The 19,920-nt window shown below is 72.9% G+C and carries 18 protein-coding genes and 1 CRISPR repeat array; of the genes, 10 read left to right on the top strand and 8 right to left on the bottom strand.

The window, feature by feature from the left end:
* Positions 1-509 precede the first annotated feature (509 nt).
* Positions 510-1,163: a class I SAM-dependent methyltransferase gene (locus tag KGD84_RS06505; protein WP_220565229.1), complete on the top strand. Its 654-nt coding sequence runs from the start codon at positions 510-512 to the stop codon at positions 1,161-1,163.
* 163 nt (positions 1,164-1,326) lie between these two features.
* On the top strand, positions 1,327-1,752 hold the full coding sequence (locus tag KGD84_RS06500; RefSeq protein ID WP_220565228.1) for a VOC family protein: 426 nt from the start codon (positions 1,327-1,329) through the stop codon (positions 1,750-1,752).
* A gap of 74 nt (positions 1,753-1,826) precedes the next feature.
* Positions 1,827-2,709: a CRISPR direct-repeat array (repeat unit 29 nt; unit sequence CGGTCCATCCCCGCGTGCGCGGGGCTCAC).
* 174 nt (positions 2,710-2,883) lie between these two features.
* On the opposite strand, the gene KGD84_RS06495 is transcribed toward KGD84_RS06500, so the two are convergent.
* The 3 genes from KGD84_RS06495 to KGD84_RS06485 are packed head-to-tail and all read right to left on the bottom strand — an operon-like array spanning position 2,884 to position 4,024.
* Complete coding sequence (locus tag KGD84_RS06495; RefSeq protein WP_220565947.1) at positions 2,884-3,201, bottom strand: hypothetical protein; 318 nt, start codon at positions 3,199-3,201, stop codon at positions 2,884-2,886.
* The gene (locus tag KGD84_RS06490; RefSeq protein ID WP_220565227.1) at positions 3,198-3,458 is read right to left on the bottom strand and encodes a hypothetical protein; all 261 of its coding nucleotides are present in this window, start codon (positions 3,456-3,458) and stop codon (positions 3,198-3,200) included. Before KGD84_RS06490 ends, KGD84_RS06495 begins: the two co-directional genes overlap by 4 nt.
* Positions 3,458-4,024 (bottom strand): hypothetical protein, encoded by a 567-nt coding sequence (locus tag KGD84_RS06485; protein ID WP_220565946.1) that lies wholly within the window; start codon positions 4,022-4,024, stop codon positions 3,458-3,460. Before KGD84_RS06485 ends, KGD84_RS06490 begins: the two co-directional genes overlap by 1 nt.
* Before the next feature lie 360 nt (positions 4,025-4,384).
* Here KGD84_RS06485 and KGD84_RS06480 point away from each other — a divergent pair, with 360 nt between their 5' ends.
* Together KGD84_RS06480 and KGD84_RS06475 are read left to right on the top strand one after the other, a co-directional pair.
* The gene (locus KGD84_RS06480) at positions 4,385-5,200 is read left to right on the top strand and encodes a helix-turn-helix domain-containing protein (protein WP_260697193.1); all 816 of its coding nucleotides are present in this window, start codon (positions 4,385-4,387) and stop codon (positions 5,198-5,200) included.
* Positions 5,193-5,366, top strand: coding sequence for a DUF397 domain-containing protein (locus KGD84_RS06475; RefSeq protein ID WP_220565225.1), 174 nt, complete (start codon positions 5,193-5,195; stop codon positions 5,364-5,366). The genes KGD84_RS06480 and KGD84_RS06475 overlap by 8 nt, the downstream gene beginning before the upstream one ends.
* A 69-nt stretch (positions 5,367-5,435) precedes the next feature.
* On the opposite strand, the gene KGD84_RS06470 is transcribed toward KGD84_RS06475, so the two are convergent.
* Together KGD84_RS06470 and KGD84_RS06465 are read right to left on the bottom strand one after the other, a co-directional pair.
* On the bottom strand, positions 5,436-6,947 hold the full coding sequence (locus KGD84_RS06470; RefSeq protein WP_220565224.1) for a class I adenylate-forming enzyme family protein: 1,512 nt from the start codon (positions 6,945-6,947) through the stop codon (positions 5,436-5,438).
* 69 nt (positions 6,948-7,016) lie between these two features.
* The gene (locus tag KGD84_RS06465; protein ID WP_220565223.1) at positions 7,017-8,291 is read right to left on the bottom strand and encodes a phenylacetate--CoA ligase family protein; all 1,275 of its coding nucleotides are present in this window, start codon (positions 8,289-8,291) and stop codon (positions 7,017-7,019) included.
* A gap of 189 nt (positions 8,292-8,480) precedes the next feature.
* Between KGD84_RS06465 and KGD84_RS06460 the strand changes: the two genes are divergently transcribed.
* From KGD84_RS06460 to KGD84_RS06435, 6 genes are all read left to right on the top strand, one after another.
* Entirely contained in the window at positions 8,481-9,791 is a 1,311-nt protein-coding gene (locus KGD84_RS06460; RefSeq protein ID WP_220565222.1) for a threonine synthase, read from the top strand.
* Positions 9,784-10,881: an NAD(P)/FAD-dependent oxidoreductase gene (locus KGD84_RS06455; RefSeq protein WP_220565221.1), complete on the top strand. Its 1,098-nt coding sequence runs from the start codon at positions 9,784-9,786 to the stop codon at positions 10,879-10,881. The genes KGD84_RS06460 and KGD84_RS06455 overlap by 8 nt, the downstream gene beginning before the upstream one ends.
* Before the next feature lie 18 nt (positions 10,882-10,899).
* Positions 10,900-12,198, top strand: coding sequence for an aspartate aminotransferase family protein (locus tag KGD84_RS06450; protein WP_220565220.1), 1,299 nt, complete (start codon positions 10,900-10,902; stop codon positions 12,196-12,198).
* Complete coding sequence (locus KGD84_RS06445) at positions 12,195-13,013, top strand: class I SAM-dependent methyltransferase (protein WP_220565219.1); 819 nt, start codon at positions 12,195-12,197, stop codon at positions 13,011-13,013. Before KGD84_RS06450 ends, KGD84_RS06445 begins: the two co-directional genes overlap by 4 nt.
* Positions 13,014-13,158: 145 nt before the next feature.
* Complete coding sequence (locus tag KGD84_RS06440) at positions 13,159-14,352, top strand: NAD(P)/FAD-dependent oxidoreductase (protein WP_220565218.1); 1,194 nt, start codon at positions 13,159-13,161, stop codon at positions 14,350-14,352.
* 5 nt (positions 14,353-14,357) lie between these two features.
* The gene (locus KGD84_RS06435) at positions 14,358-15,266 is read left to right on the top strand and encodes an RNA polymerase sigma-70 factor (RefSeq protein WP_255647082.1); all 909 of its coding nucleotides are present in this window, start codon (positions 14,358-14,360) and stop codon (positions 15,264-15,266) included.
* A gap of 151 nt (positions 15,267-15,417) precedes the next feature.
* On the opposite strand, the gene KGD84_RS06430 is transcribed toward KGD84_RS06435, so the two are convergent.
* The 3 genes from KGD84_RS06430 to KGD84_RS06420 all read right to left on the bottom strand — a co-directional run bounded on the left by KGD84_RS06430 (position 15,418) and on the right by KGD84_RS06420 (position 19,794).
* On the bottom strand, positions 15,418-17,133 hold the full coding sequence (locus KGD84_RS06430) for a flavin monoamine oxidase family protein (RefSeq protein ID WP_220565216.1): 1,716 nt from the start codon (positions 17,131-17,133) through the stop codon (positions 15,418-15,420).
* A gap of 59 nt (positions 17,134-17,192) precedes the next feature.
* Positions 17,193-18,017 carry a carbon-nitrogen hydrolase family protein gene (locus KGD84_RS06425; RefSeq protein ID WP_220565215.1) on the bottom strand — a complete coding sequence of 275 codons (825 nt, stop codon included), beginning with the start codon at positions 18,015-18,017 and terminating at the stop codon, positions 17,193-17,195.
* Between the two features lie 292 nt (positions 18,018-18,309).
* Positions 18,310-19,794 (bottom strand): amino acid permease, encoded by a 1,485-nt coding sequence (locus KGD84_RS06420; protein ID WP_220565214.1) that lies wholly within the window; start codon positions 19,792-19,794, stop codon positions 18,310-18,312.
* Positions 19,795-19,920 lie beyond the last annotated feature (126 nt).

The raw sequence follows: 19,920 nt of genomic DNA, 5'->3' as shown, positions 1-19,920 counted from the left end.
CCAGGACCGCCTGCATCACCGCTGGGACAGCGGTCGCACACCGCCTGCCCGAATGGTGATCGGGGGAAGCCCGCGCGCACCCGGTCGGCAACACCCCACCGCAACGGATCGCAGCGTCGCCCGCTCTACGTGCAGGCGGCTTCGCCCGCATGCTCGGCGGCGCCCGCAGACGGCCCGACCGCCTTCCCGTGCGCCGTGACCGGTCCCGCCACCGCGGTGTCGGTCGCGCTGCGCCCGCGCGAAGCACCGAGGTCGACCAGGCGCGCCGCCCGGTGCGCTCGGGGCTCACTCAGGCATGTCTCTGCCCGACCTCTTGTCCGAGGGTCCATCCCCGTATGTGCGGGGCTCACAGCTACGTAGTCCAGGTGCTCGCCTGGATCGTCTTGCGCTTGGTTGTACAAGGCCACGGTCTCCGGGGTGTCGGCCTTTTCCGCTGTTCCCCTGCCGTCACGACCGTGGCGTGGCTACCGTGGTGCGGGTCCTGTCACCGAAGCCGCAAGGACCACACCATGGCCGACCCGACCACGGACATTCCCGGCTACTGGGACCGGTACATCCAGGGCGTCACCCGGCAAGGGCCGGAGGAGGCCCCGATCCTGGAGTGGACCCAGTACCCGGGGCACGGGCCCGGAGCCGAACTGCTCGGTGAACCCTCCACGGCCCTGGAACTGGGATTCGGTCGGGGCGACGCGGTCGCCGCGCTGGCCTCCCTCGGCGTGAAGGCCGCAGGCGTAGACATGTCCCCGGTGGCCGTGCGCACCGCACAGCAGCGGTGGGAGCACCTGGGTGCGGAGTTCCACCATGCGGACGTGACCGAGTTCCTGGGCGGCACCGCCCGGAAGTGGGAGGCGGTCTACTCGATCTGGGGCGCGGCGTGGTTCACCGACCCCGCGGTGCTGTTCCCCCTCGTCCATGACCGGTTAGAGCCCGGCGGGAGGTTCGTGTTCTCCCACGCTTCGGCGGTACCGGGGTCGTACGGGGTGCAGGGCATGTACGGGGTCGGGTTCAACGGCCGCCGGGTGTGGGTGTACCGGTGGGCCTACGAACCCGAGGAGTGGGAGAACATCCTCACCGGGCACGGGTTCGGCCAGGTTCGGGTGTGGGAGGAGACGGCACCGGAGGAGGATCACGTGGGCACGGTGATCGGGGTCGCCATCCGGTAGGCGTTCACGGGTCCGGTCGGACCGTTCCCGCGTGCGCGGGGCTCACGGCACGGGGCATGTTGCGGAGATCTTCGGTGTCATCGGCCTGAGGGCGATGAATTCGGGGGCTCGCGGGGGTCGGAAGGGATGGATCCGGAAGACGCACAGAAGGAAGGGAGTGGTCATGGCCGCAAGTGATGGCGGCGCGATCGTGGTGAGTCTGCCGATCGCGGACCGGATGCGGGCGATGGTGTTCTACCGGGAGGTGTTCGGTCTCGCGGCGCTGGGCGAACCGGCCGAGGACGGGGTGCCCGAGCCGTTGCAGTTCGAGATCGGCGAGCGAACGCGGCTGATGCTCATTCCGACGGGAGGGTTCGGGTGGGTCCTGGGCGAAGGCCGGGAGGTCGCACCGCCCCGATCGCACGAGGTGCTGCTGAGTTTCGCGGTCGGCACGCCGAAGGCGGTCGACGAGGTGATCGAACGGGCCCGGCAGGCCGGAGGCAAGATCGTGGCGGCGCCCGAGCAGCAGCCGTGGGGTTATGCCGGTGTCTGCGCCGACCTGGACGGGCATCTGTGGCAGGTGACCGTCGTGGAGGCGGATGGGGTTTGAGGGGTGCGGGGTGGAGGACGCCGGTGCGGCCTCCACCCCGGATGTGCGGGTCACCGGCGCGGCCGGGACTCGCTCGGTCCACCCCCGCGTGCGCGGGGCTCACCGCAGCACCCGCCCTTGAAGATCCGAGCGCTCCGGTCCATCCCCGCGTGCGCGGGGCTCACTTCCCCGGGCACGAGGCCGTCCGCCTGGCCGTCGGTCCATCCCCGCGTGCGCGGGGCTCACGCCCTGTACGAGCAGGCGGAGAAGATCGCGGGCGGTCCATCCCCGCGTGCGCGGGGCTCACTGCTCCACTGCGCGAGCGCCATCGCGGTCCGCCGGTCCATCCCCGCGTGCGCGGGGCTCACGGCCAGCTCGGCGGCAACGAGCTGGGCCCCGCCGGTCCATCCCCGCGTGCGCGGGGCTCACCCATCTAACCCCAGACATGACGGAAGCCCGGGCGGTCCATCCCCGCGTGCGCGGGGCTCACGTCCACCGACCCCTGGTCCCAGTCGAGACCCGCGGTCCATCCCCGCGTGCGCGGGGCTCACCTCTGGGGCGGCCGGCCCGAGGAGGCGGAGCCCGGTCCATCCCCGCGTGCGCGGGGCTCACGAGGACTCCCGCTGCGCGGGCTCCTCCAGATACGGTCCATCCCCGCGTGCGCGGGGCTCACCCCTGGAGACCGAAACCCATGAGTGACCAGACCGGTCCATCCCCGCGTGCGCGGGGCTCACCGGGGATGCCGCCCACTGCGCTGGGAACCGCCCGGTCCATCCCCGCGTGCGCGGGGCTCACGCGATCGCACCCGCGGCCAGGGCCAGGGCGGTCGGTCCATCCCCGCGTGCGCGGGGCTCACGTGCGGCGCCCGTCCGGGCGCACCCACCCCTGCGGTCCATCCCCGCGTGCGCGGGGCTCACTTTCCCGGCCTCGTGCAGCCTGTTGGCCAACGCGGTCCATCCCCGCGTGCGCGGGGCTCACAGTTCGCGACCTGGGAAAACGCGGGACGTTATCCCCGCGTTACCTAGCCTCAGAGGGGCCTGCGGCCTCGTCCACTGTGGCATGTGGCGGCTTGAGTACTCAAGCAGGGCGGCGCACGCGGACGAACGGAGACAGGGGCCGCAGACACGGCACGACCCCTGCCTCAGAGACGAGCTACCGGCGCGGCCGAGACTCGGCACGTGAGGCCGTGTGTCGGCGGAGGCGGTCTTCGAGTTGGGCCGGTGTGGGTTCGACGTGTGTGCGCCAGGAGGCGGCGGGGTCGCGGTGGACCGCGACCCAGAGCGAACCGGTCCAGGCGATGCGGTGGGTGTCGCCCCAGGCGGCGCGCAGGCGGGCAAGAACGGTCCCCGGAGGCTGCCAGGTCCGGCCGTCGAGGTCCTCGTGGTCTCCCGTGTGGTCGGAGTCGAGGACGCAGGTGCGCCGGAACCCGCCGCTGTTCAGCGAGGTCTCCCCGCAGGGCCGCGGGATCACGGCGCGCTCCTCGGGCGCGGGGGCCGGAGGGCGTAGTCGGCCGGGTGCTCCTCCACCGCCGCGTCGAGGATGCCGATGGCCTCGACCGGGTCGCCCGTGGTGCGGACGTGGTCGACCGCCGCGCAGACGGCGGCGATGCGCCGCCCGAGGAGGGAGGCGCGGGCGGCCTCCTCGTCCGGGGTCGCGACGGGCGGCAGGGCCAGGGCGGCCCCGATGGCGTCGAACAGGTCCGTGATGTTGATGTCCCCGACGAGCATCACCGCACCCCCTTGGCCAGGTAGGCGCGGACCGCGAGGGTGAGCGGGGCCAGGTCGCCCGCGGGGTGCGCGACGTAGGCGCGGACCCGGGACGCGCGGCGCCGGATGGCGGGCCGCTGCTCCGGGGTGGAGGCCGGGGGCGGGGCCTCACGTCCGGCCAGGGTGGTGGTCCGCCGGCCGGTGGAAGGCGGTGCCGGGGCCCGGTGGGTGTAGTCCGCCAGGGTCGGGCGGACCGGGGACTCCGGCCGGTGGTGGCGTCCGCGCCCCGGGAGCAGGTGAAGGGGGCTTCCACCGGTCAGGGGACGGGTCCAGCCCACGAGGTCGGGGCGGAGGGGGATCACCCGGCCGGTGGTGGGGCGGCCGGCCCCGGCCGGGCGGGGCGGGGACACATGCGGGGCCGACGCCCGCCGGCCCGGGTGCGGGCGGGTGAACAGTGGGGAGAACTCCGGGGAGAGCAGGTCGCCGCCCGCTCCGCCGTGGTTCAGGGCGAAGGCCGCGCGTGCCTTGCGCCGCACGGCCGTGAGTTCGGCCGGGCGCAGGTGGCGCACCCCTGACCGTCCCCGCACCACCGTGATCGTGGTCGCGTCACCCCTCGGAGGGGCGTGTTCCCCGGCGATACACTGCATTCCGTCTCACCTCGATGGTCATACGTTCGATTTGGGGCACGGCCTCGGCAGGCGCTTCTCACTTCGACTGCCGAGGCTTTTTTATGAATAGCCCCGTAAATACCTTTTGCCCGACAGAGGCTCCCGAGGTCACACGACTCCACTGGGACTCTGCCACGGATCCACCATCCAAGAAGCAGGTTGCAAGCTCAATAGACTGTTCCACCTAGACGAAGGATGGATGAGTTGGTGAATTTCTCTTCCATACCAGTGGAATCCCTGTGTAATCTGTAGATCTCTTGGCGATCCATGGAGGCGAAGGTGAACCGACGAGTCGACCCCAAGTGGAGGACTTTCGGCCGCCAACTGCGGCATCACAGAAATCAGCTCAGCCTGAGGCAGGTGGATGTCGCCCGTGAGATGGGAGTAGTCGGGAGCTATTACTCCGCTTGGGAAACGGGCACCAGGCACGTTGACGAGAAGTACGTCAACAAGTTGGACGAAGTTCTCAAAGCCGCAGGACGCATCGCTGAGGAGTGGGGGAAGCTCCAACGACAGACACAGAATCCCCTGAGGTTCGCAGAGCTTCCGGACCTGGAGGCGGCCGTGACACAACTCAGGGAGTTCCAGCCGTTGGTAGTTCCGGGGCTCGTGCAGACCCCTGACTATGCGCGCGCCCTCTTCGAGGACACCTTCCCCGGGATCACCAAAGCCTCAGCGGACAGGCTGGTCGAAGCTCGCATGGAACGCCAGGAGATCCTGGGCAAGGAGCCGCGGCCGCTGATTCTCATGGTCATCACCGAAGCGGTGCTACACCAGCGGGTTGGCGGGTGCGGAAACGGTCTACTGCACGAGCAGCGGCGGCGGCTGCTCCGAGAGGCGGAGGCGGGTAGGGTGCGTCTGCAGATCGTTCCCCATGACACCCCGCACCACTACGGCAACGGCGGTGCGTTCCGCCTCTACACCTTCGCTGATGAGCCCCCGGTGGCCTCCGCCGAGTACATGACCGGTGAGGTCATCATCAATGACACCGATCGGTACCAGGAGTGCGTGACGAACTTCGGCCTCCTCCAAGGTGAGGCGTATCCAGAGGCCCGAAGCCGTCAGCTGATTCGAGAGTTGGTCGACAATGCGTGAACCCCAGTGGCACAAGAGCAGCTACAGCGGCGGCAGCGGCAGCTGCGTGGAGGTCGCGGAGGGGGCCGAGACCCTGGTGCGGGACACACAGAACCGGGAACTGGGGCACCTCGGCTTCGCCGCCGGGGAGTGGACCGCGCTCCTGCGGGTGCTCCCCGCGAACTAGCACCCGGACCGGCCCCACCGAAGACCTTTCGGCGGGGCCGGTCCACACCTTCTCAGCGAGCCCCTCCCCTCAGCGGGTCCGGGCCATCGCCCCCGCACGCAGGGTGTCCCAGCACGGCTCATGGGCGTACGTCAACGGGATCCGGGACACGAACCGGAACGACGACGGCACATGGCTCTCAGGCAACCTTGCGGCCACCAGCGCCCTCAGTTCGTCCTCCCCAACGTCCCCCTCACTCTCCCCCCGCAGGACCACGGCCGTGTGCAGGCTCGCTCCCCCCTCCCCCGGCACGTCGAACGTGACCGAGTCCTCCACCGCCGGGTGCTCCTGGAGGAGCGCGTCCACCTCGGCCGAATAAACAACTTCTCCCCCGATCACCATGGCGTCGGTCGAGCGCCCCAGCAGGGTCAGGAACCCCTCCCCGTTCAAGAACCCGACATCACCGGTGTCCAGCCACCCCTCACGCAGCACCCGCGCGGTGTCCTCCGGCATGTCCAGGTACTCGTCCATCAGGAAGGGGGTGCGCACCCACACCCGCCCGCGCTCACCGGCGGCCAGATCCGCGCCCCCCTCGTCGCGGATCCGGACCTGCGCCCCCGGGATGGGCCTCCCGCACCCGTACGACGCCGCGGGCCCGGTCCTCGCATAGTCCTCCGGCTCCAGCCAGCAGATGTGCCCCGCCTCCGTCTGCCCGTAGGTGGCGTGCACGATCGGCCCGAACCGTTCCACCGCCCGGCGCAGCAGCGCCGGGCTGGCCGCGGCCGTCGCGGTGACGACACAGCGCAGGGACGACAGGTCCGCCCCCGCCGTCTCAGGCAGGTCCAGCAGCAGGCGCAGCTGGTGCGGGGCGAGGAGCAGATGGGTGATCCCTCTCCCCCGGATGACGGCCAGCACCTCGGACGGGTCGAACACCGGGAGCGTGACGAGCTCCGCGCCACAGGTCACGGCCACGTCGCCCAGGGTCCTCCCCAGCCCGGTGAGGCGCTCCGTCTTGAGCACGCGCCGCGGCCCCGTCCCGTCCTGCCCCAGGTGGTGCGCCCACGGCGACCGGGTGTGGACCGGCGCCCGGTACCGGCGCAGAACGGGCTTGGCGCGGCCCGTGGTCCCGCCGGTCAGGGAGATGCGACTGGGGTCCCCGCTCCGGAACCGCGGGGCGAGCGGCCGGGCCGAGCACCTCTCGGCCGCGGCGAACAGGTCCTCGCCCGACGGCGAGGGCGCCAGTGTCAGCACCCGGACCCCCGGCCCCTCGACCGCCGACGCGTCGGCCGCGTCGGGGTCCACGACCACGAGGTCCGCCCGGCACCGCTGAACCAGGGCGGCCTGGTCGCGCGCGGGCATCGCGACGGGGATCTCCACCTGTGCCCCGCCGGTGACCTGGGCGGCGAGGGACACCAGGTACATCCGGGCGCTGATGGGGCCGACCAGGGCCACGACCCGCCCCGGGCCGTGGCCGTACTCCGCCAGGGCCCGGGCGACCCGGTACACGGTGTCCAGAGCCTCTCCCGCCGTGAGCGTGTCCCGGGGGTCGTGCAGGGCCTGCCGGTCCCGCGCGGCGGCCAGGGCCTCCAGTACAGGGGTCATCTTCTCGTCCTCTCCGACTTCTCGCTGCTCGCTCGTCGCTTGTCGCCGCTCGCCACCCTCGGCGAGCGGTCAGGGGGCCGCCGGGGCCGGGTAGGCGAGCCCCGTGTCCTCCTCGGCGGCCGAGAGGTAGCGGGGCTTGGCGACGTGCGAGGCGCGGGTCAGCTCCTCGAGGGAAACCAGGGTCCCCAGGGGCACGGCCTCGACCCGGCACCCCGGCCCGAAGGCCGCGTCCAGGCCCCCGGTCAGCGCGGCGACCGCCTCGGCGGCGTCCGGCTCCGGAACCTCGACGCGCACGTGCAGGCGCCCCGCGTGCGTCCGCGCCCGCCACATGAGCACCCCCAGGCGGGCGGGCAGGCCGAACACGACCTCCTCCACCTGCGAGCCGAACACGGTCCGGCCGCCCACCTCGACCCCCTGGTCCCAGCGCCCCAGCACCCGGATCCGGGGCAGCGCCCACCCGCACGGGCACTCCCCGTAGGACAGCTCCACCGCGTCGCCGGTGTCGTAGCGCACCAGCGGCATGGCCTCGCGGTACAGCGTGGTCACGACCAGGCGGCCGCTCCCCTCCCGGGAGGTGCGCCCCGTGGCGGGGTCGAGCACCTCGGGCAGGTAGCGGTCCGCCCACAGGTGCAGGGTGCCCTCGGGGCACTCGCCCGCCAGGCTGGAGCCGCACTCGGAGTTGCCGTAGCTGACGACGACGTCGCAGCCCCACAGCTCGCCGATCCGGTTCCTGCGGGCGTCGCTCAGCGGCTCACCGGTGGCGAGCAGGGCACGCAGGTGGGGGGCGTGCTCGCGGGGGGTCCCGCCCGTCTCGCGCGCACAGGCGGCCCACAGCAGCGGCTCGGTCGGCAGCGCGGCGGCGACGGTCACCTCCAAGTCGCACAGCAGCCCGAGCACCCGGCGGTAGGTCATCGCGGTCGAGCGCGCGTCCGCCGGGACCACCATCGCCCCCGCCGCCCTGGCCGCACCGTGGACCTGGTGGCCGATGGTGACCATCGCGTAGGGCACCCGGACCAGCACGGTGTCGTCCGGCCCCAGGGACGTCCGCCCCCGGCGGAAGCGGTCGAGCATCTCCTCCCAGTCCGCCTCCGTGTGGAACGACGCCGTGGTCCGGCCCGCCGACGTGCCGCTGGACTCGTGGTAGGAGACCACCCTCCGGCGCGGGACGGCGAGCATGCCGAAGGGGTAGCCCGCCCGCAGGTCGTCCTTGGTGGTCAGGGGCAGCACGGCCAGGTCGTCGGGGCCCGTGCGGGACACCCGGCCCTCCAGGCGGGGCCGGTAGAAGTCGCTGCGGGACGCCCTGGCCAGCGCCTCGGGCAGCCGGTCCTCCCAGACCTTCCGCAAGCCGTCGAAACCAGACCATTCTCCAGGGGAGAGAAAATCAACCGACATACCGAATTAGCCATCTCTCTTCCGATTTTCCGGCCCGCCCGGGCTCGGAAATAAAAATTTCCAGAAAGGTGGTTCCCCCGGCGGCAGGCGGGGAAACAATGCACTCGGCATGCCCGCCCGACCCTCGATCGAAAGGGACCCATGAGCCCGGCCCTGCGCTACGAGACGCTGATGGAGCGCGCGCCCGCGACGCCCGGCGGATTCACACTGATGTGCGTACTGTGCGGAGACCCGTCCCCCGATGAGGCGGCCCATCGCTGTCCGACCTGCGACGGGGCGATCGACGCCGTCCACGACCTGGCGTCGGTGTCCACTGCCGAGGGCCCTCCCCAAAAAGGAGAAAACCCCCTCCAGAGGTATTTCGACCTCCTGCCCGTCCGCGACCGGAATTCCCTCAAATGGCTCGGCGAGGGCAGCACCCCCTGCTTCACCGCGGAGAAACTGGGCGAACGAATAGGGATGTCCAGAATCGCACTGAAGAACGAGAGCGAGAACCCCACCCGGAGCACCAAGGACCGCATCGCCTCCGTCGGCCTTTCCAGGCTCGCCGAACTCGGCGTGCGGCGGTTCGTCATGGCGTCCACGGGCAACAGCTCCACGGCCTACGCCCACGGCGTGCAGTCCCTGGAGGGGGTCGAACTCGCCCTGTTCTGCGGCCGGCGCTTCCGGCACCGGCTCAACTACCCCGACCACCCCTCGGTCACCACCTACCTGGTCGACGGCGACTTCGTCGAGGCCGGCCGGGCCGCCCGGCGCTTCGCCCTGCGGACCGGCGCGTTCACCGAGGGCGGGTTCTTCAACGTCGCCCGCAGGGAGGGCCTGAAACTGGCCTACCTGGAGGCCTTCGACCAGATGGACGCCGAGCCCGACCACGTGTTCCAGGCCGTCAGCAGCGGCATGGGCCTCCTGGGCGCCTACAAGGGCGCCCTGGAGTACCGGCTGCTGGGGCGGCTCTCCCGCGTGCCGAGGTTCACGGCGGTGCAGCAGGCCGGATGCGCCCCCATGGCCCGGGCCTACGCGGAGGGGGCCGAGTCCATCGCCCCGCGGCACATCGTGCACGACCCGAAGGGGCCGGCCGAGGCCATCCTGCGCGGCGACCCCACCCGCACCTACCCCTACATCCGCGAGGTCTGCCGGAGCAGCGGCGGCCGGATCACCTCCGTGAGCGAGGCCGAGATCAACGCGGCCCGCGACCTGCTGGAGGAGACCGAGGGCCTGCGCGTGTGCCACGCGAGCGCGACCGCCCTCGCCGGCGCGGTGAAGATGCGCCGGGAGGGGGAGATCGCCGCGGACGACGTGGTCCTGGTCAACCTCACCGGCGGCGACCGCACCGGCTGGGCGACGCCCGAGCGGGTCCGGAACGTGCCCGCGGACTGGCCCCAGGGCCCGGTGTCCTGGGAGGACGCCCCCGTGCCCGTAGCGTCGGCCGGAACGGAGCGGGCGCATGTGTGACGTTGTGGTCGTCGGCGCGGGGATCGTCGGCGCCTCGGTGGCCTGGAACCTCACGCTGGCGGGGGCGCGCGTGCGGGTGCTGGAGGCCGCGCCCGCACCCGCGACGGCGGCCAGCGCCGCCTCGTTCTCGCGTGCCACCGCTTTCGGCAAGCCGCCCCGGGCCTACTTCGACCTGAACCACGCGGGCCTGCGCGAACTCCACCGGATCGGCGCCCAGGGGGCGCCCGGGTTCCACCCCTGCCCGACCCTGCTCTGGGCGCGGGACCCCGACCGCCTGGACGCCGACCTGGCCCGGGCACGGCAGTGGGGCTACGCGGCGGAGGAGGTCGCACCGGACGCGCCCGCCGTCCCGCGCGGTGTCGACCGCGCCGCCCTGTCCCCCCGTGTCGTGCGGCTGCCCGACGAGGGCTGGGTCGACCTGCCGGCCATGGCCGGGTGGATGGTCGACCGGGCCCGGCGGGAGGGGGCCGAGGTCCGGTTCGGGGCCCGCGTCGAACGGATCCTCACCGACGCCGCGGGCGCGGTGTGCGGCGTCGCTCTGGCCGGCGGCGGCCGGGTGGACGCCAGGACGGTGGTCAACGCGGCGGGCGCGGGGGCCGAGGAGGTCGCCGGCCTCGTCGGCGGCCCCCTGGCCCTGGCCCCCACCCCGGGGCTGCTGGCGGACCTGCCCCTGCCCGGCGGCGTGGACGCCATGCTGCTCGGCCCGGACGTCAGCGTCCGGCCCGCCGGCCCCGACGGCGTGCGGGTCCGCTCGGACGGGGTCGACGCCCGGCTGGCCGGGCCGTCCGGGGAACCGCTCGACTCCCCCGTCCGGGACCTGATCGAGCGGGCGGGCCGCGTCCTGCCCGGCCTGCGCGGCACCCGGCCCACCGCGGTCCGCGTCGGCATCAGGGCCTTCCCGGCGGACGGGGGCTCCAGCGTGGGCTTCCTGGACGCCGTGCCCGGCTACTACGAGGCCGTCACGCACAGCGGTGCCACGCTCGGGGCGCTCCTGGGCCGCCTGGTCGCGGACGAGATCTCCTCGGGAGGGCGCCCGGACCTGCTCACCCCCTTCTCCCCCGACCGGTTCCACTCCATGGCGACACCTTGACCACGTGAAAGGACCATGATGACCACCATCGACGGCCCCAGGACGGGACTGTCCAACCAGGCCGCCTACGCCGACCTCCACGGGTTCGTGGCGGGCGGCGTCAGCAGCAACATGCGGGCCCGCGGGATCATCGAGCCGATCGTCGTGGACTCGGCCTCCGGCTGCCGGGTCCGCGACATCGAGGGCAACGAGCTCATCGACGTCAACATGGGCTACGGCCCCCACCTGTTCGGCTACGCCGACCCGGACGTGACCGCGCAGATCGCCGCCCAGTTCGGCCGCGGGCACATGACCGGGCTGCCGCACCGGATCGACCGGGAGGCGGCGGGGCTGGTGGCGGAGCTGGTGCCCGGCGTCGAACGGCTCCGGTTCGCCAACTCCGGCACCGAGGCGCTGATGTCGGCGGTGCGCCTCGCGCGCGCGGTCACCGGCCGGACCCTCGTGCTGACCTTCGAGGGCCACTACCACGGCTGGAGCGAGACGCTCCTGCGATCGCGCGGGGGCGACGGCCGCCGACCCGCCCCGGGGGCCGCGGGGATGATCCCGGAGGCGATGGAGCACACCCTCCAGGTCCCCTGGAACGACGCGGCGGCGGTGGAGAAGGTGTTCGCCGACCACGGGGCCGAACTGGCCGCGGTGATGTGCGAGCCGGTCCTGGCCAACGACGGCGTGGTCGTGCCCGACGCCGGCTTCCTGGAGCTGCTGCGCCGCCTGACCGGCGAGCACGGCGCGCTGCTGGTCTTCGACGAGGTGATCACCGGCTTCCGGGTCGCCCGGGGCGGCGGCCAGGAGCTGTACGGCGTCGTGCCCGACCTGACCGTGGTGTCCAAGGCGATGGGCGGCGGGTTCCCCGTCGCGGCCTTCGGAGGGTCGCGCGAGGTGATGGAGCCGCTGGCCCGGTACGAGGCGTTCCACGCCGGGGTCTACTCGGGCAACCACGCGGCCCTGCGGGCGGTGGCCGCGACGCTGGCCAAGATCCGGGCGGCGGGGGCGCTGTACACCGAGCTGGACGGGATCGGCGCCCACGCCGAGGCGCGGGTGCGCGAGGCCGTCGACGGCGCCGGGCGCACCGCACGGATCGGCCGGGTCGGCTCGATGATGTCGGTGGCGCTCACCGACCCCGCGACCGGCGAGGTGGACGAGGCCGGGCACCGGCTGCTGCAGACGGCCTGCCAGCGCCGGGGCGTGTACTTCCACCCCGTGCCCGCCGAGCCCTGGTTCCTGAGCACAGCGCACACCAGGCAGGACATCGACACGGTCGCCGAGACGATCTCGGAGGCGCTGGCCGAGACGGCGCGAGGGGAGCGGCGCCGATGACGACCTCGGCGTGGGCCGCCCTGTACGACAGGTGCGCCGACGGATACGACCCGCACGTCGGCCACTTCGCCGTACTGGGGCGCCGCCTGGTCGACCTGGTCGACCCCCTGCCGGGGGAGCGCGTCCTCGACGTGGCCGCGGGCCGCGGAGCGTGCCTGTTCCCGGCGGCCGAGCGGGTGGGCCCGGCGGGTGCCGTGCACGGGGTGGACCTGTCCGAGGGCATGGTCCGACAGCTCGCCGCCGACATCGCCGGGCGGGGCACGGCGAACGCCACGGCGGCCCGGATGGACGCCCAGGCGCTCACCGTCGCCGAAGGCTCCTACGACAGGGTGCTGTGCGCGTTCGCGCTGTTCCTCATGCCCGACCCGGGGTCCGCGGCGCGCGGCTTCCTGCGCGCGCTGCGCCCCGGCGGACGGTGCGGGGTCTCCGTTCCGGTGGAGCAGCTCATGCCGGGGGACCGCGCGGCCATGTCGGACCTGTTCCGGTCCGTCGCGCTGCGCGCCGGTCCGGCGGCCGCGCGCAGGCCGGACTTCGGCATGAACGCCGGGGGGCTGCTCGCCGAGGCGGGGTTCACCGGCGTGCGGGTGGTGGAGGAGGAGTCGGCGTTCGTCTTCGCCGACACCGCCGCCTGGTGGGAGTGGACCTGGACCACCGGTTTCCGGGCCTTCTACGAGCGGCTGCCGGCCGACCTGCTGGAGGAGTTCCGGGAGAGGGCCTTCGCCCTGCTCGAACCCGCGGTGACCCGGGAGGGCCTGCCCGCGACGGCCCGCACCCGCTTCGCCGTGGGCACACGTCCCGGCGGCCCCGGGATGTGAGTCCGGGCCCGGCGGGGCGGGGGCGGCGTGGCGCCGCCCCCGCCCCGCCTTTTCCGGTCCGGTGCCGCGGATCCCCCGGCGCGGTGTCACAGACCGCGGGCCGCCGGTGTCCTGTGGTCGACCCGCTGAAAACGGAGGAGACACCATGACCGCGAACACCCGAGTCGTCGTCATCGGCGGCGGATACTCCGGCGTCCTCGCCGCCAACCGCCTCACCCGGCGCACCGACCTCGCCGTCACCCTGGTCAACCCGCGCCCCGCCTTCGTCGACCGCATCCGCCTGCACCAGCTGGCCGCCGACACCCACGGGGCCGTCGTCGACTACGCCGACGTGCTCGCCCCCGCCGTCGGGCTGGTGGTCGACACGGCCACGCGGATCGACGCGGCCGCGCGCACCGTCGAACTGGCCGCAGGGGATCCGCTCCACTACGACCACCTCGTCTACGCCGTCGGCAGCTCCAGCGCGGTATCCGGCGTCCCCGGCGCCGCCGAGTTCGCGCACCCCCTCGCCAGTCTGGAGGAGGCCCGCGCCCTGAAGCGGGTCCTGGACGCGGCCCCGGCGGCGGCGCCCGTCACCGTGGTCGGCGGCGGCCCCACGGGGATCGAGGTCGCCGCCGAGCTGGCCGAGGCCACCGTGCACCCCGTCACCCTGGCCTGCGGCGGCCTGCTCGGCCCCTACCTGCACCCGCGCGGCCGCCGTTCGGTCGCCCGGCGCCTCGCGGCCCTGGGCGTCACCGTCCTCGACGGCCCCGGCTCCCGGGTGACCGCCGTGGCCGACGCCTCCGTCCGCCTCGCCGACGGCCGGGAACTGCCCAGCGCGGTCACCGTGTGGGCCGTCGGCTTCTCCGTCCCGCGCCTGGCCCGCGACAGCGGCCTGAGCACCGACGCCGAGGGCCGCCTGCTCACCGACGAGACCTACACCAGCCTCGACAGCCCGCACATCGTCGCCACCGGCGACGCCGCCGCGCCGTCGGGCCTCCCCGTCCGGATGAGCTGCCAGGCGGCCGTCCAGTCCGGCCCGCAGGCCGCCGACACGGTACTCGCCCGGATCGAGGGGCGGGCGCCCGAGCCCCTGACCGTCATGTTCGCCGCCCAGTGCATCAGCCTCGGCCGCCGTAACGGTATCTTCCAGATCGCCCACCGCAACGACATCGCCCGCGGAGCCCACATCTCCGGCCGGGCCGGTGGGAGGATCAAGGAGTTCATCTGCCGGGGCATCGTCGGGCAGCTGTCCGACGAGGCGAGCAGGCCCGGCGGGCGCCGGGTGCGGTTCGGGGACGGCGGCCACCGCGAGCGCCTGCTCCGGCAGCGCTCCGCCACCGAGTCCGTGAAGGGATGAGGACCGTGGAGGACACCGGGCGGGAGCGGCGGGCCGATCCGGCGACGGAGGACTTCGTCTCCCACCGCAACCTGCTGTTCACGGTCGCCTACGAGATGCTCGGCTCCGCCGCCGACGCCGAGGACGTCCTCCAGGAGACCTGGCTGCGCTGGGCCGAGGTCGACCGGGAGCAGGTCCGCGAACCGCGCGCCTATCTGGTCCGGATCACCACCCGCCAGGCACTGAACCGCCTGCGCACGCTCAAGCGCCGCCGCGAGTCCTACGTCGGCAACTGGCTGCCCGAACCCCTCCTCACCTCGCCCGACGTGGCCGAGGACGTCGAGCTCGCCGAGAGCGTGTCGATGGCGCTCATGCTGGTCCTGGAGACGCTGTCGCCCACCGAGCGCGCCGTGTTCGTGCTGCGGGAGGCCTTCGGCCTCGGCTACGACGAGATCGCGGCGGCCGTGGGGAAGACGTCGGCGGCGGTCCGCCAGATCTCCCACCGGGCCCGGCGCCACGTGGACGCCCGCCGCCCGCGCGAGACGGTCGCGCCCGACCAGGGCCGGGCGGTGCTGGACTCGTTCCGGCGCGCCTTCGAGACCGGGGACCTCCAGGGCCTGATGGACGTGCTCGCCCCCGATGTCGTCCTCGTGGGCGACGGCGGCGGCATCAAGCGGGCCGTGCCGAACGCGATCGTCGGCGCCGACCGGGTGGTCCGGGCGACCATGGGGGGCCTGCGCAAGGTCGGCTCGGCGGTCACCGGCAGGGCCACGATGGTCAACGGCCACCCCGCGCTGGCCATCCACCTGGACGGCGAGTTCGACGGGATCATGGCGGCCCGCGTCGAGGGCGGCCTGATCACCGGCCTGTACTACGTCCGCAATCCGGAGAAGCTCACCCGTCTGGACTCCGAGACCCCGCTCACCCTGCGCTGAGCGGCCGGGTCCGGGCATGAGGACACCCCGGGGCCATCCCCATAGCCCCGGGGTGCACGTTCCCATCGGCTCGCGACGGACCGGTGCGCGGGCGCGCGGGGTTCGCGGTTCCGCGCGCCCACCGGTCCTGTCGCAGAGGTCTCCCCTGACCTCAGCCTTCGGGCAGGGCCACCGGCGCGAGTTCGTCGAACTCGTCGCCCGGGCCCGGGTTCGTCGGGTCGGTGGCGCCACCGAGGTGGTGCATCACCCCCCACACGGCGTTGAGCGCCGTCTGCACCGCGCCCTCGGCCCAGCCGGCCGTCCAGGACACGTCGTCGCCGGCCAGGAACAGGCCGCGGTACTCCTCCGACAGCGAGTCCTGCGCGAAGTGCGTGAACAGGCGGCGCTGGTACCGGTAGTGCCCCGGCAGGTTGGCCTTGAAGGCGCCCATGAAGTAGGGCTCGTCCTCCCACGACACCGTGACCGGGTCGCCGGTGATGTGGGAGCGGACGTCCACGCCCGGGTACACCTTGGCGAGCGAGGCCAGCATGACCTCCAGGCGCTCGTTCGGGGACAGCGGCAGCCACTTCAGCGAGTCGTCGCACCAGGTGTACGACATGCAGATGGCGGCGGGCCCGTCGGGGTCCGGCCCCTCCAGCAGGTAGGTGCCGCGGGTCATCCGGTCGGTGAGCGTCATGCTCATGACGTCGCGCCCGGTCTCGGGGTCCTTGTCCTTCCAGAACGGCCGGTCCACCGGCACGAACAGCTTGGAGGACTCCATGTAGTGGGTGCGCTCGATCGCGGTCCAGTGGTCGATCGGCAGCAGCGACTCGTCGCAGTCGACCTTGGACAGCATCATCCAGCTCTGCGCGGTGAACACCGCCGCGGCGTAGGTGCGGGTGGAGCCCGACGCGTCCGTCACGGTGATGTTGCCCGCCGCCGAGCCCTTCGCCGCGGTGCGGCGAAGGGCCGTGACGGCCGGGCGCGGACCGTCCGCGTGCAGCTTCGCCAGAGTCGTGCCCTGCGCCCAGTGGACGAGCTTGTCCGGGGCGTCCTCCCAGAGCCGTTGGGGAAGCTGCTGGACACCGCCGATGATGCCCATGTGGTCGTCGTCCGCGCCCGTGTAGGTGACCCGGAGGATCTCCAGGATGGAGTTCGGGAAGTCGGTGTCCCAGCCACCGGTGCCGAATCCCACTTGTCCGAAGATCTCACGGTGGCGGAAGGAAGCGAAAGCCGGAGAATCACACAAAAATCCGTAGAAGGTCTGGTTGTCGAGCTTCTCCACGAGCTCGTTCCAGATCTCCTTCTGGGTCGCGACGTCGCGCTCGCGGATGGCGCGCTGCATCCGGGAGTGCTGCGCCCCGTCCTCCAGGGTCCGCTCCCAGGCGCGGGCGACCTCGCGGTACACCTCAGGGAGGTCGGCCAGGGTGGTCGCGTAGTGCGACTCGCCCTTGAGGTCGACGACGGTGCTGGGGGTGGTGGGGGCGAGCGGGTTGGGGAACGGCTCGGTGCGCAGCCCGACCCGGTCCACGTAGTGCCAGAACGCCGTGGAGGAGGGCGGGAAGCGCATCGCCCCCATCTCGGCGACGACCTCTTCCTCGTCGACGCCGGGGAAGCGCTCGGTGCGCAGGCGGCCGCCGATCCGGTCGGCCTCGTACACGACCGGCCGCAGCCCCATCTTCATGAGCTCGTAGGCGGTGACGATGCCCGACAGGCCGCCGCCGATGACCGCCACCTCGGTCCCGAGCCGCTCCGCCGGGATCTGCCCGAGCCCGGCGGGGTGCTCGAGGTACCGGTCGTAGGCGAACGGGAAGTCCGGTCCGCACATGTTCAGCGGCGGGTCCTGCACCGGGCCGGTGCCGGCGGCCGTGGGCACGGCAGACGTCATGAATCCCCTCCAGGGTCGGTGTGGCGGTGGTGGCGGTGCGGCCGGGAATGGCCGTGGGTCTAGCGGGCGCGGGCCCGGTCGCGGCTCAGGGAGCCGTACAGCCCCGGCCTGCGGTCGTCCAGGTAGGACTGCCCCTCGCGGGCGCGGGCGATGGCGCCGAGGTCGACGTCGCCGACGAGCAGCTCCTCGTCGGCCCCGGCGCGCAGGGTCTCGGTGCCGTCGGGGGCGACGAGGGCGCTGCGGCCCGCGTAGCGCAGGTCGCCCTCGGTGTCGCAGCGGTTCACGTACGCCAGGTGGATCTGGTTCTCCAGCGCCCGTACCGGGACGATGCGGTCGGGCACGTCGGTGTAGGGCAGCATGAGGGCGGTCGGCACCACGAGCAGCTCGGTCCCGGCCAGCGCGTGGGCGCGCACGGGCTCGGGGAACTCGACGTCGTAGCAGACCAGCAGCCCCAGGCGGACGCCGTTCAGGTCGGCCTGGACCACCGGGGTGTCCCCGGGGGCGAAGGCGCCGCGGTCGAGGTCGCCGAACAGGTGGGTCTTGCGGTAGGCGGCCAGCCGGACGCCGTCCGGGCCGGTGAGCAGGACGGTGTTGTACACCGCGTCCCCGTCCCGCTCCGGGAAGCCGTGGACGATCGCGACACCGGTGTCGGCGGCGATCCGCGCGACCTGGGCGGACAGCCGTCCGTCGACGGGCTCGGCCAGGCGGGCGACGTCCGCGCCGATGTTGTAGCCGGTCAGCGACATCTCGGGGCCGATCAGCAGGTCGGCGCCCGCGTCGGCGGCGGCGCGCGCCCGGTCTGAGAGGCGGGCCAGGGCATCGGCGGGGTCGCCGCTGCGGCCGGTGCCCTGGTCCAGGGCCACGCGCAGGGTCCGCCGTGCCATCCGCTCCTCCGTCCCTCGGGTCTGGTGTCCGCGGCGCCGTCGCCGCGGGGTCGGGGGTCTCATCGCCGCTGGTGGGGCGGCTGCGAGGCCGGGTCCACTCTAGGCGGCGGCACCCGTCCGAAGTGTGCGTCGCACATCAGATGCTTTGCGTATTTTCGACGCATTGATGGGTTTCTTTGCGCCTGTGTGCACATATGCACCGAACACGTGCGTCGGCCCCGGCGGCGCCCTCCCCTGGAACACGGCGGAGGGGGCCGGGAATCCCGACCCCCTCCGTGGGCTCCGTCTCAGCTCAGGAGCGGACCTCGACGGTGTCCTCGGCCTCCAGCGCGGAGCGCTTCATGCTGTAGCCGAAGTAGACCACCAGGCCGACGGCCAGCCACGCGCCGAACGCGATCCACACGCTCGCGCCCATGCTGGCCACCATGTAGGCGCAGGCCAGGACGCCCAGGACCGGGGTGACCGGAGCGCCCGGCACCCGGAAGGCGCGGGGCAGGTCGGGGCGGGTCCGGCGCAGCACCAGCACGGCCACGTTCACCAGGGCGAACGCAAACAGGGTGCCGATGGCGGTGGCGTCGGCGAGCGGGCCCAGCGGGATGAACGCGGCCAGGACGGCGATCAGCACCGAGGTGATGACGGTGTTCAGGCGCGGGGTGCCCTTGGCGTCGACCTTGGAGAACGCCTTGGGGATCAGGCCGTCGCGCGACATCACGAAGAGGATGCGGGTCTGGCTGTAGAGGACCACCAGGACGACGCTGGCCAGGGCCAGGACGGCGCCCGCGGCGAAGATGACGGCCCAGATCGGGGTACCGGTGACCCTGGTCAGGATGCCGGCCAGCGAGGTCTCACCGTCGACGAAGTCCGTCCAGTTCAGCGCGCCGACCGCGGCGAAGGCCACCAGGCAGTAGATGGCGGTCACCAGGATCATCGAGAACATGATCGCGCGGGGCAGGTCGCGCTGCGGGTTCTTGGCCTCCTCGCTGGCGGTGGAGACCGAGTCGAACCCGATGTAGGAGAAGAACAGGGTGGCGCCCGCGGCGCTGACGCCCGCCATGCCCATGGGCATGAAGGGGGCGAAGTTGCCGTCCTGGACGGCGGTGACGGCGATGGCCACGAACATCACCAGGATGCCGATCTTGATGGTGACCATCACGGCGTTGACGCGGCTGCTCTCGCGCACCCCGGCGAGCAGGGCGAACATCGACAGCAGGACGACGATGGCGGCCGGGAGGTTGACCAGCCCGCCCTCCATCGGGCCGGCCAGGACGGCGGGCGGCAGGGAGAGGCCGGTGGTCAAATGCAGCAGCTCGTTGATGTACTGCCCCCAGCCCACGCCGACGGCGGCCACGGAGACGCCGTAGGTGAGCATCAGGCACCAGCCGCAGATCCACGCCATGAACTCGCCGATGGTGGCGTAGCTGTAGGAGTAGGCCGAGCCGGAGGCCGGGATCATGCCCGCCATCTCGGCGTAGGCCAGGGCGGAGAAGAGGGCGGTGACGCCCGCCAGCACGAACGAGATCATGACGGCCGGCCCGGCGACGGGCACGGCCTCGCCCAGGACCACGAAGATGCCGGTGCCCAGGGTCGCGCCGATGCCGATCATGGACAGCTGCCAGAAGCCCATGTGCCGCCGCAGGCCGGCGCCCGCGGCACCCTCGGTCTCGGCGACGAGCTTCTCCACCGGCTTGCGCCTGGTCAGGCGCTCCCGAAGCGCGGGCGCACCGCCCGGGCGCGCGGGCACCCCGGGGGCGTCCGCGGGGGTCTTCTGGTCGACCACGTGTCACTCCTCGTTTCATGCGCGGGCACACCGCTCCCCGGACGCGGGCACGCTGAGGCGCCCCGGGTGGGGTGCGGTGTGGGGGGACGGGCGCTCCCCTGTCCGTTAACGGAGGGAAAATGCCCT

This window comes from Nocardiopsis changdeensis (assembly GCF_018316655.1).
Classification (GTDB): Bacteria; Actinomycetota; Actinomycetes; order Streptosporangiales; family Streptosporangiaceae; genus Nocardiopsis; species Nocardiopsis changdeensis.
The sequence above is the reverse complement of the archived record's forward strand: the minus strand, read 5'-3'. Positions and strand labels throughout refer to the sequence as shown.

Excerpts from the sequence above, each read along its gene's own strand:
- KGD84_RS06505 (WP_220565229.1), top strand. The coding sequence starts at position 510 with ATGGCCGACCCGACCACGGACATTCCCGGCTACTGGGACCGGTACATC.
- KGD84_RS06500 (WP_220565228.1), top strand. The coding sequence starts at position 1,327 with ATGGCCGCAAGTGATGGCGGCGCGATCGTGGTGAGTCTGCCGATCGCG.
- KGD84_RS06490 (WP_220565227.1), bottom strand. The coding sequence starts at position 3,458 with ATGCTCGTCGGGGACATCAACATCACGGACCTGTTCGACGCCATCGGG.
- KGD84_RS06475 (WP_220565225.1), top strand. The coding sequence starts at position 5,193 with ATGCGTGAACCCCAGTGGCACAAGAGCAGCTACAGCGGCGGCAGCGGC.
- KGD84_RS06470 (WP_220565224.1), bottom strand. The coding sequence starts at position 6,947 with ATGACCCCTGTACTGGAGGCCCTGGCCGCCGCGCGGGACCGGCAGGCC.
- KGD84_RS06460 (WP_220565222.1), top strand. The coding sequence starts at position 8,481 with ATGAGCCCGGCCCTGCGCTACGAGACGCTGATGGAGCGCGCGCCCGCG.
- KGD84_RS06455 (WP_220565221.1), top strand. The coding sequence starts at position 9,784 with ATGTGTGACGTTGTGGTCGTCGGCGCGGGGATCGTCGGCGCCTCGGTG.
- KGD84_RS06450 (WP_220565220.1), top strand. The coding sequence starts at position 10,900 with ATGACCACCATCGACGGCCCCAGGACGGGACTGTCCAACCAGGCCGCC.
- KGD84_RS06445 (WP_220565219.1), top strand. The coding sequence starts at position 12,195 with ATGACGACCTCGGCGTGGGCCGCCCTGTACGACAGGTGCGCCGACGGA.
- KGD84_RS06440 (WP_220565218.1), top strand. The coding sequence starts at position 13,159 with ATGACCGCGAACACCCGAGTCGTCGTCATCGGCGGCGGATACTCCGGC.
- KGD84_RS06430 (WP_220565216.1), bottom strand. The coding sequence starts at position 17,133 with ATGACGTCTGCCGTGCCCACGGCCGCCGGCACCGGCCCGGTGCAGGAC.
- KGD84_RS06425 (WP_220565215.1), bottom strand. The coding sequence starts at position 18,017 with ATGGCACGGCGGACCCTGCGCGTGGCCCTGGACCAGGGCACCGGCCGC.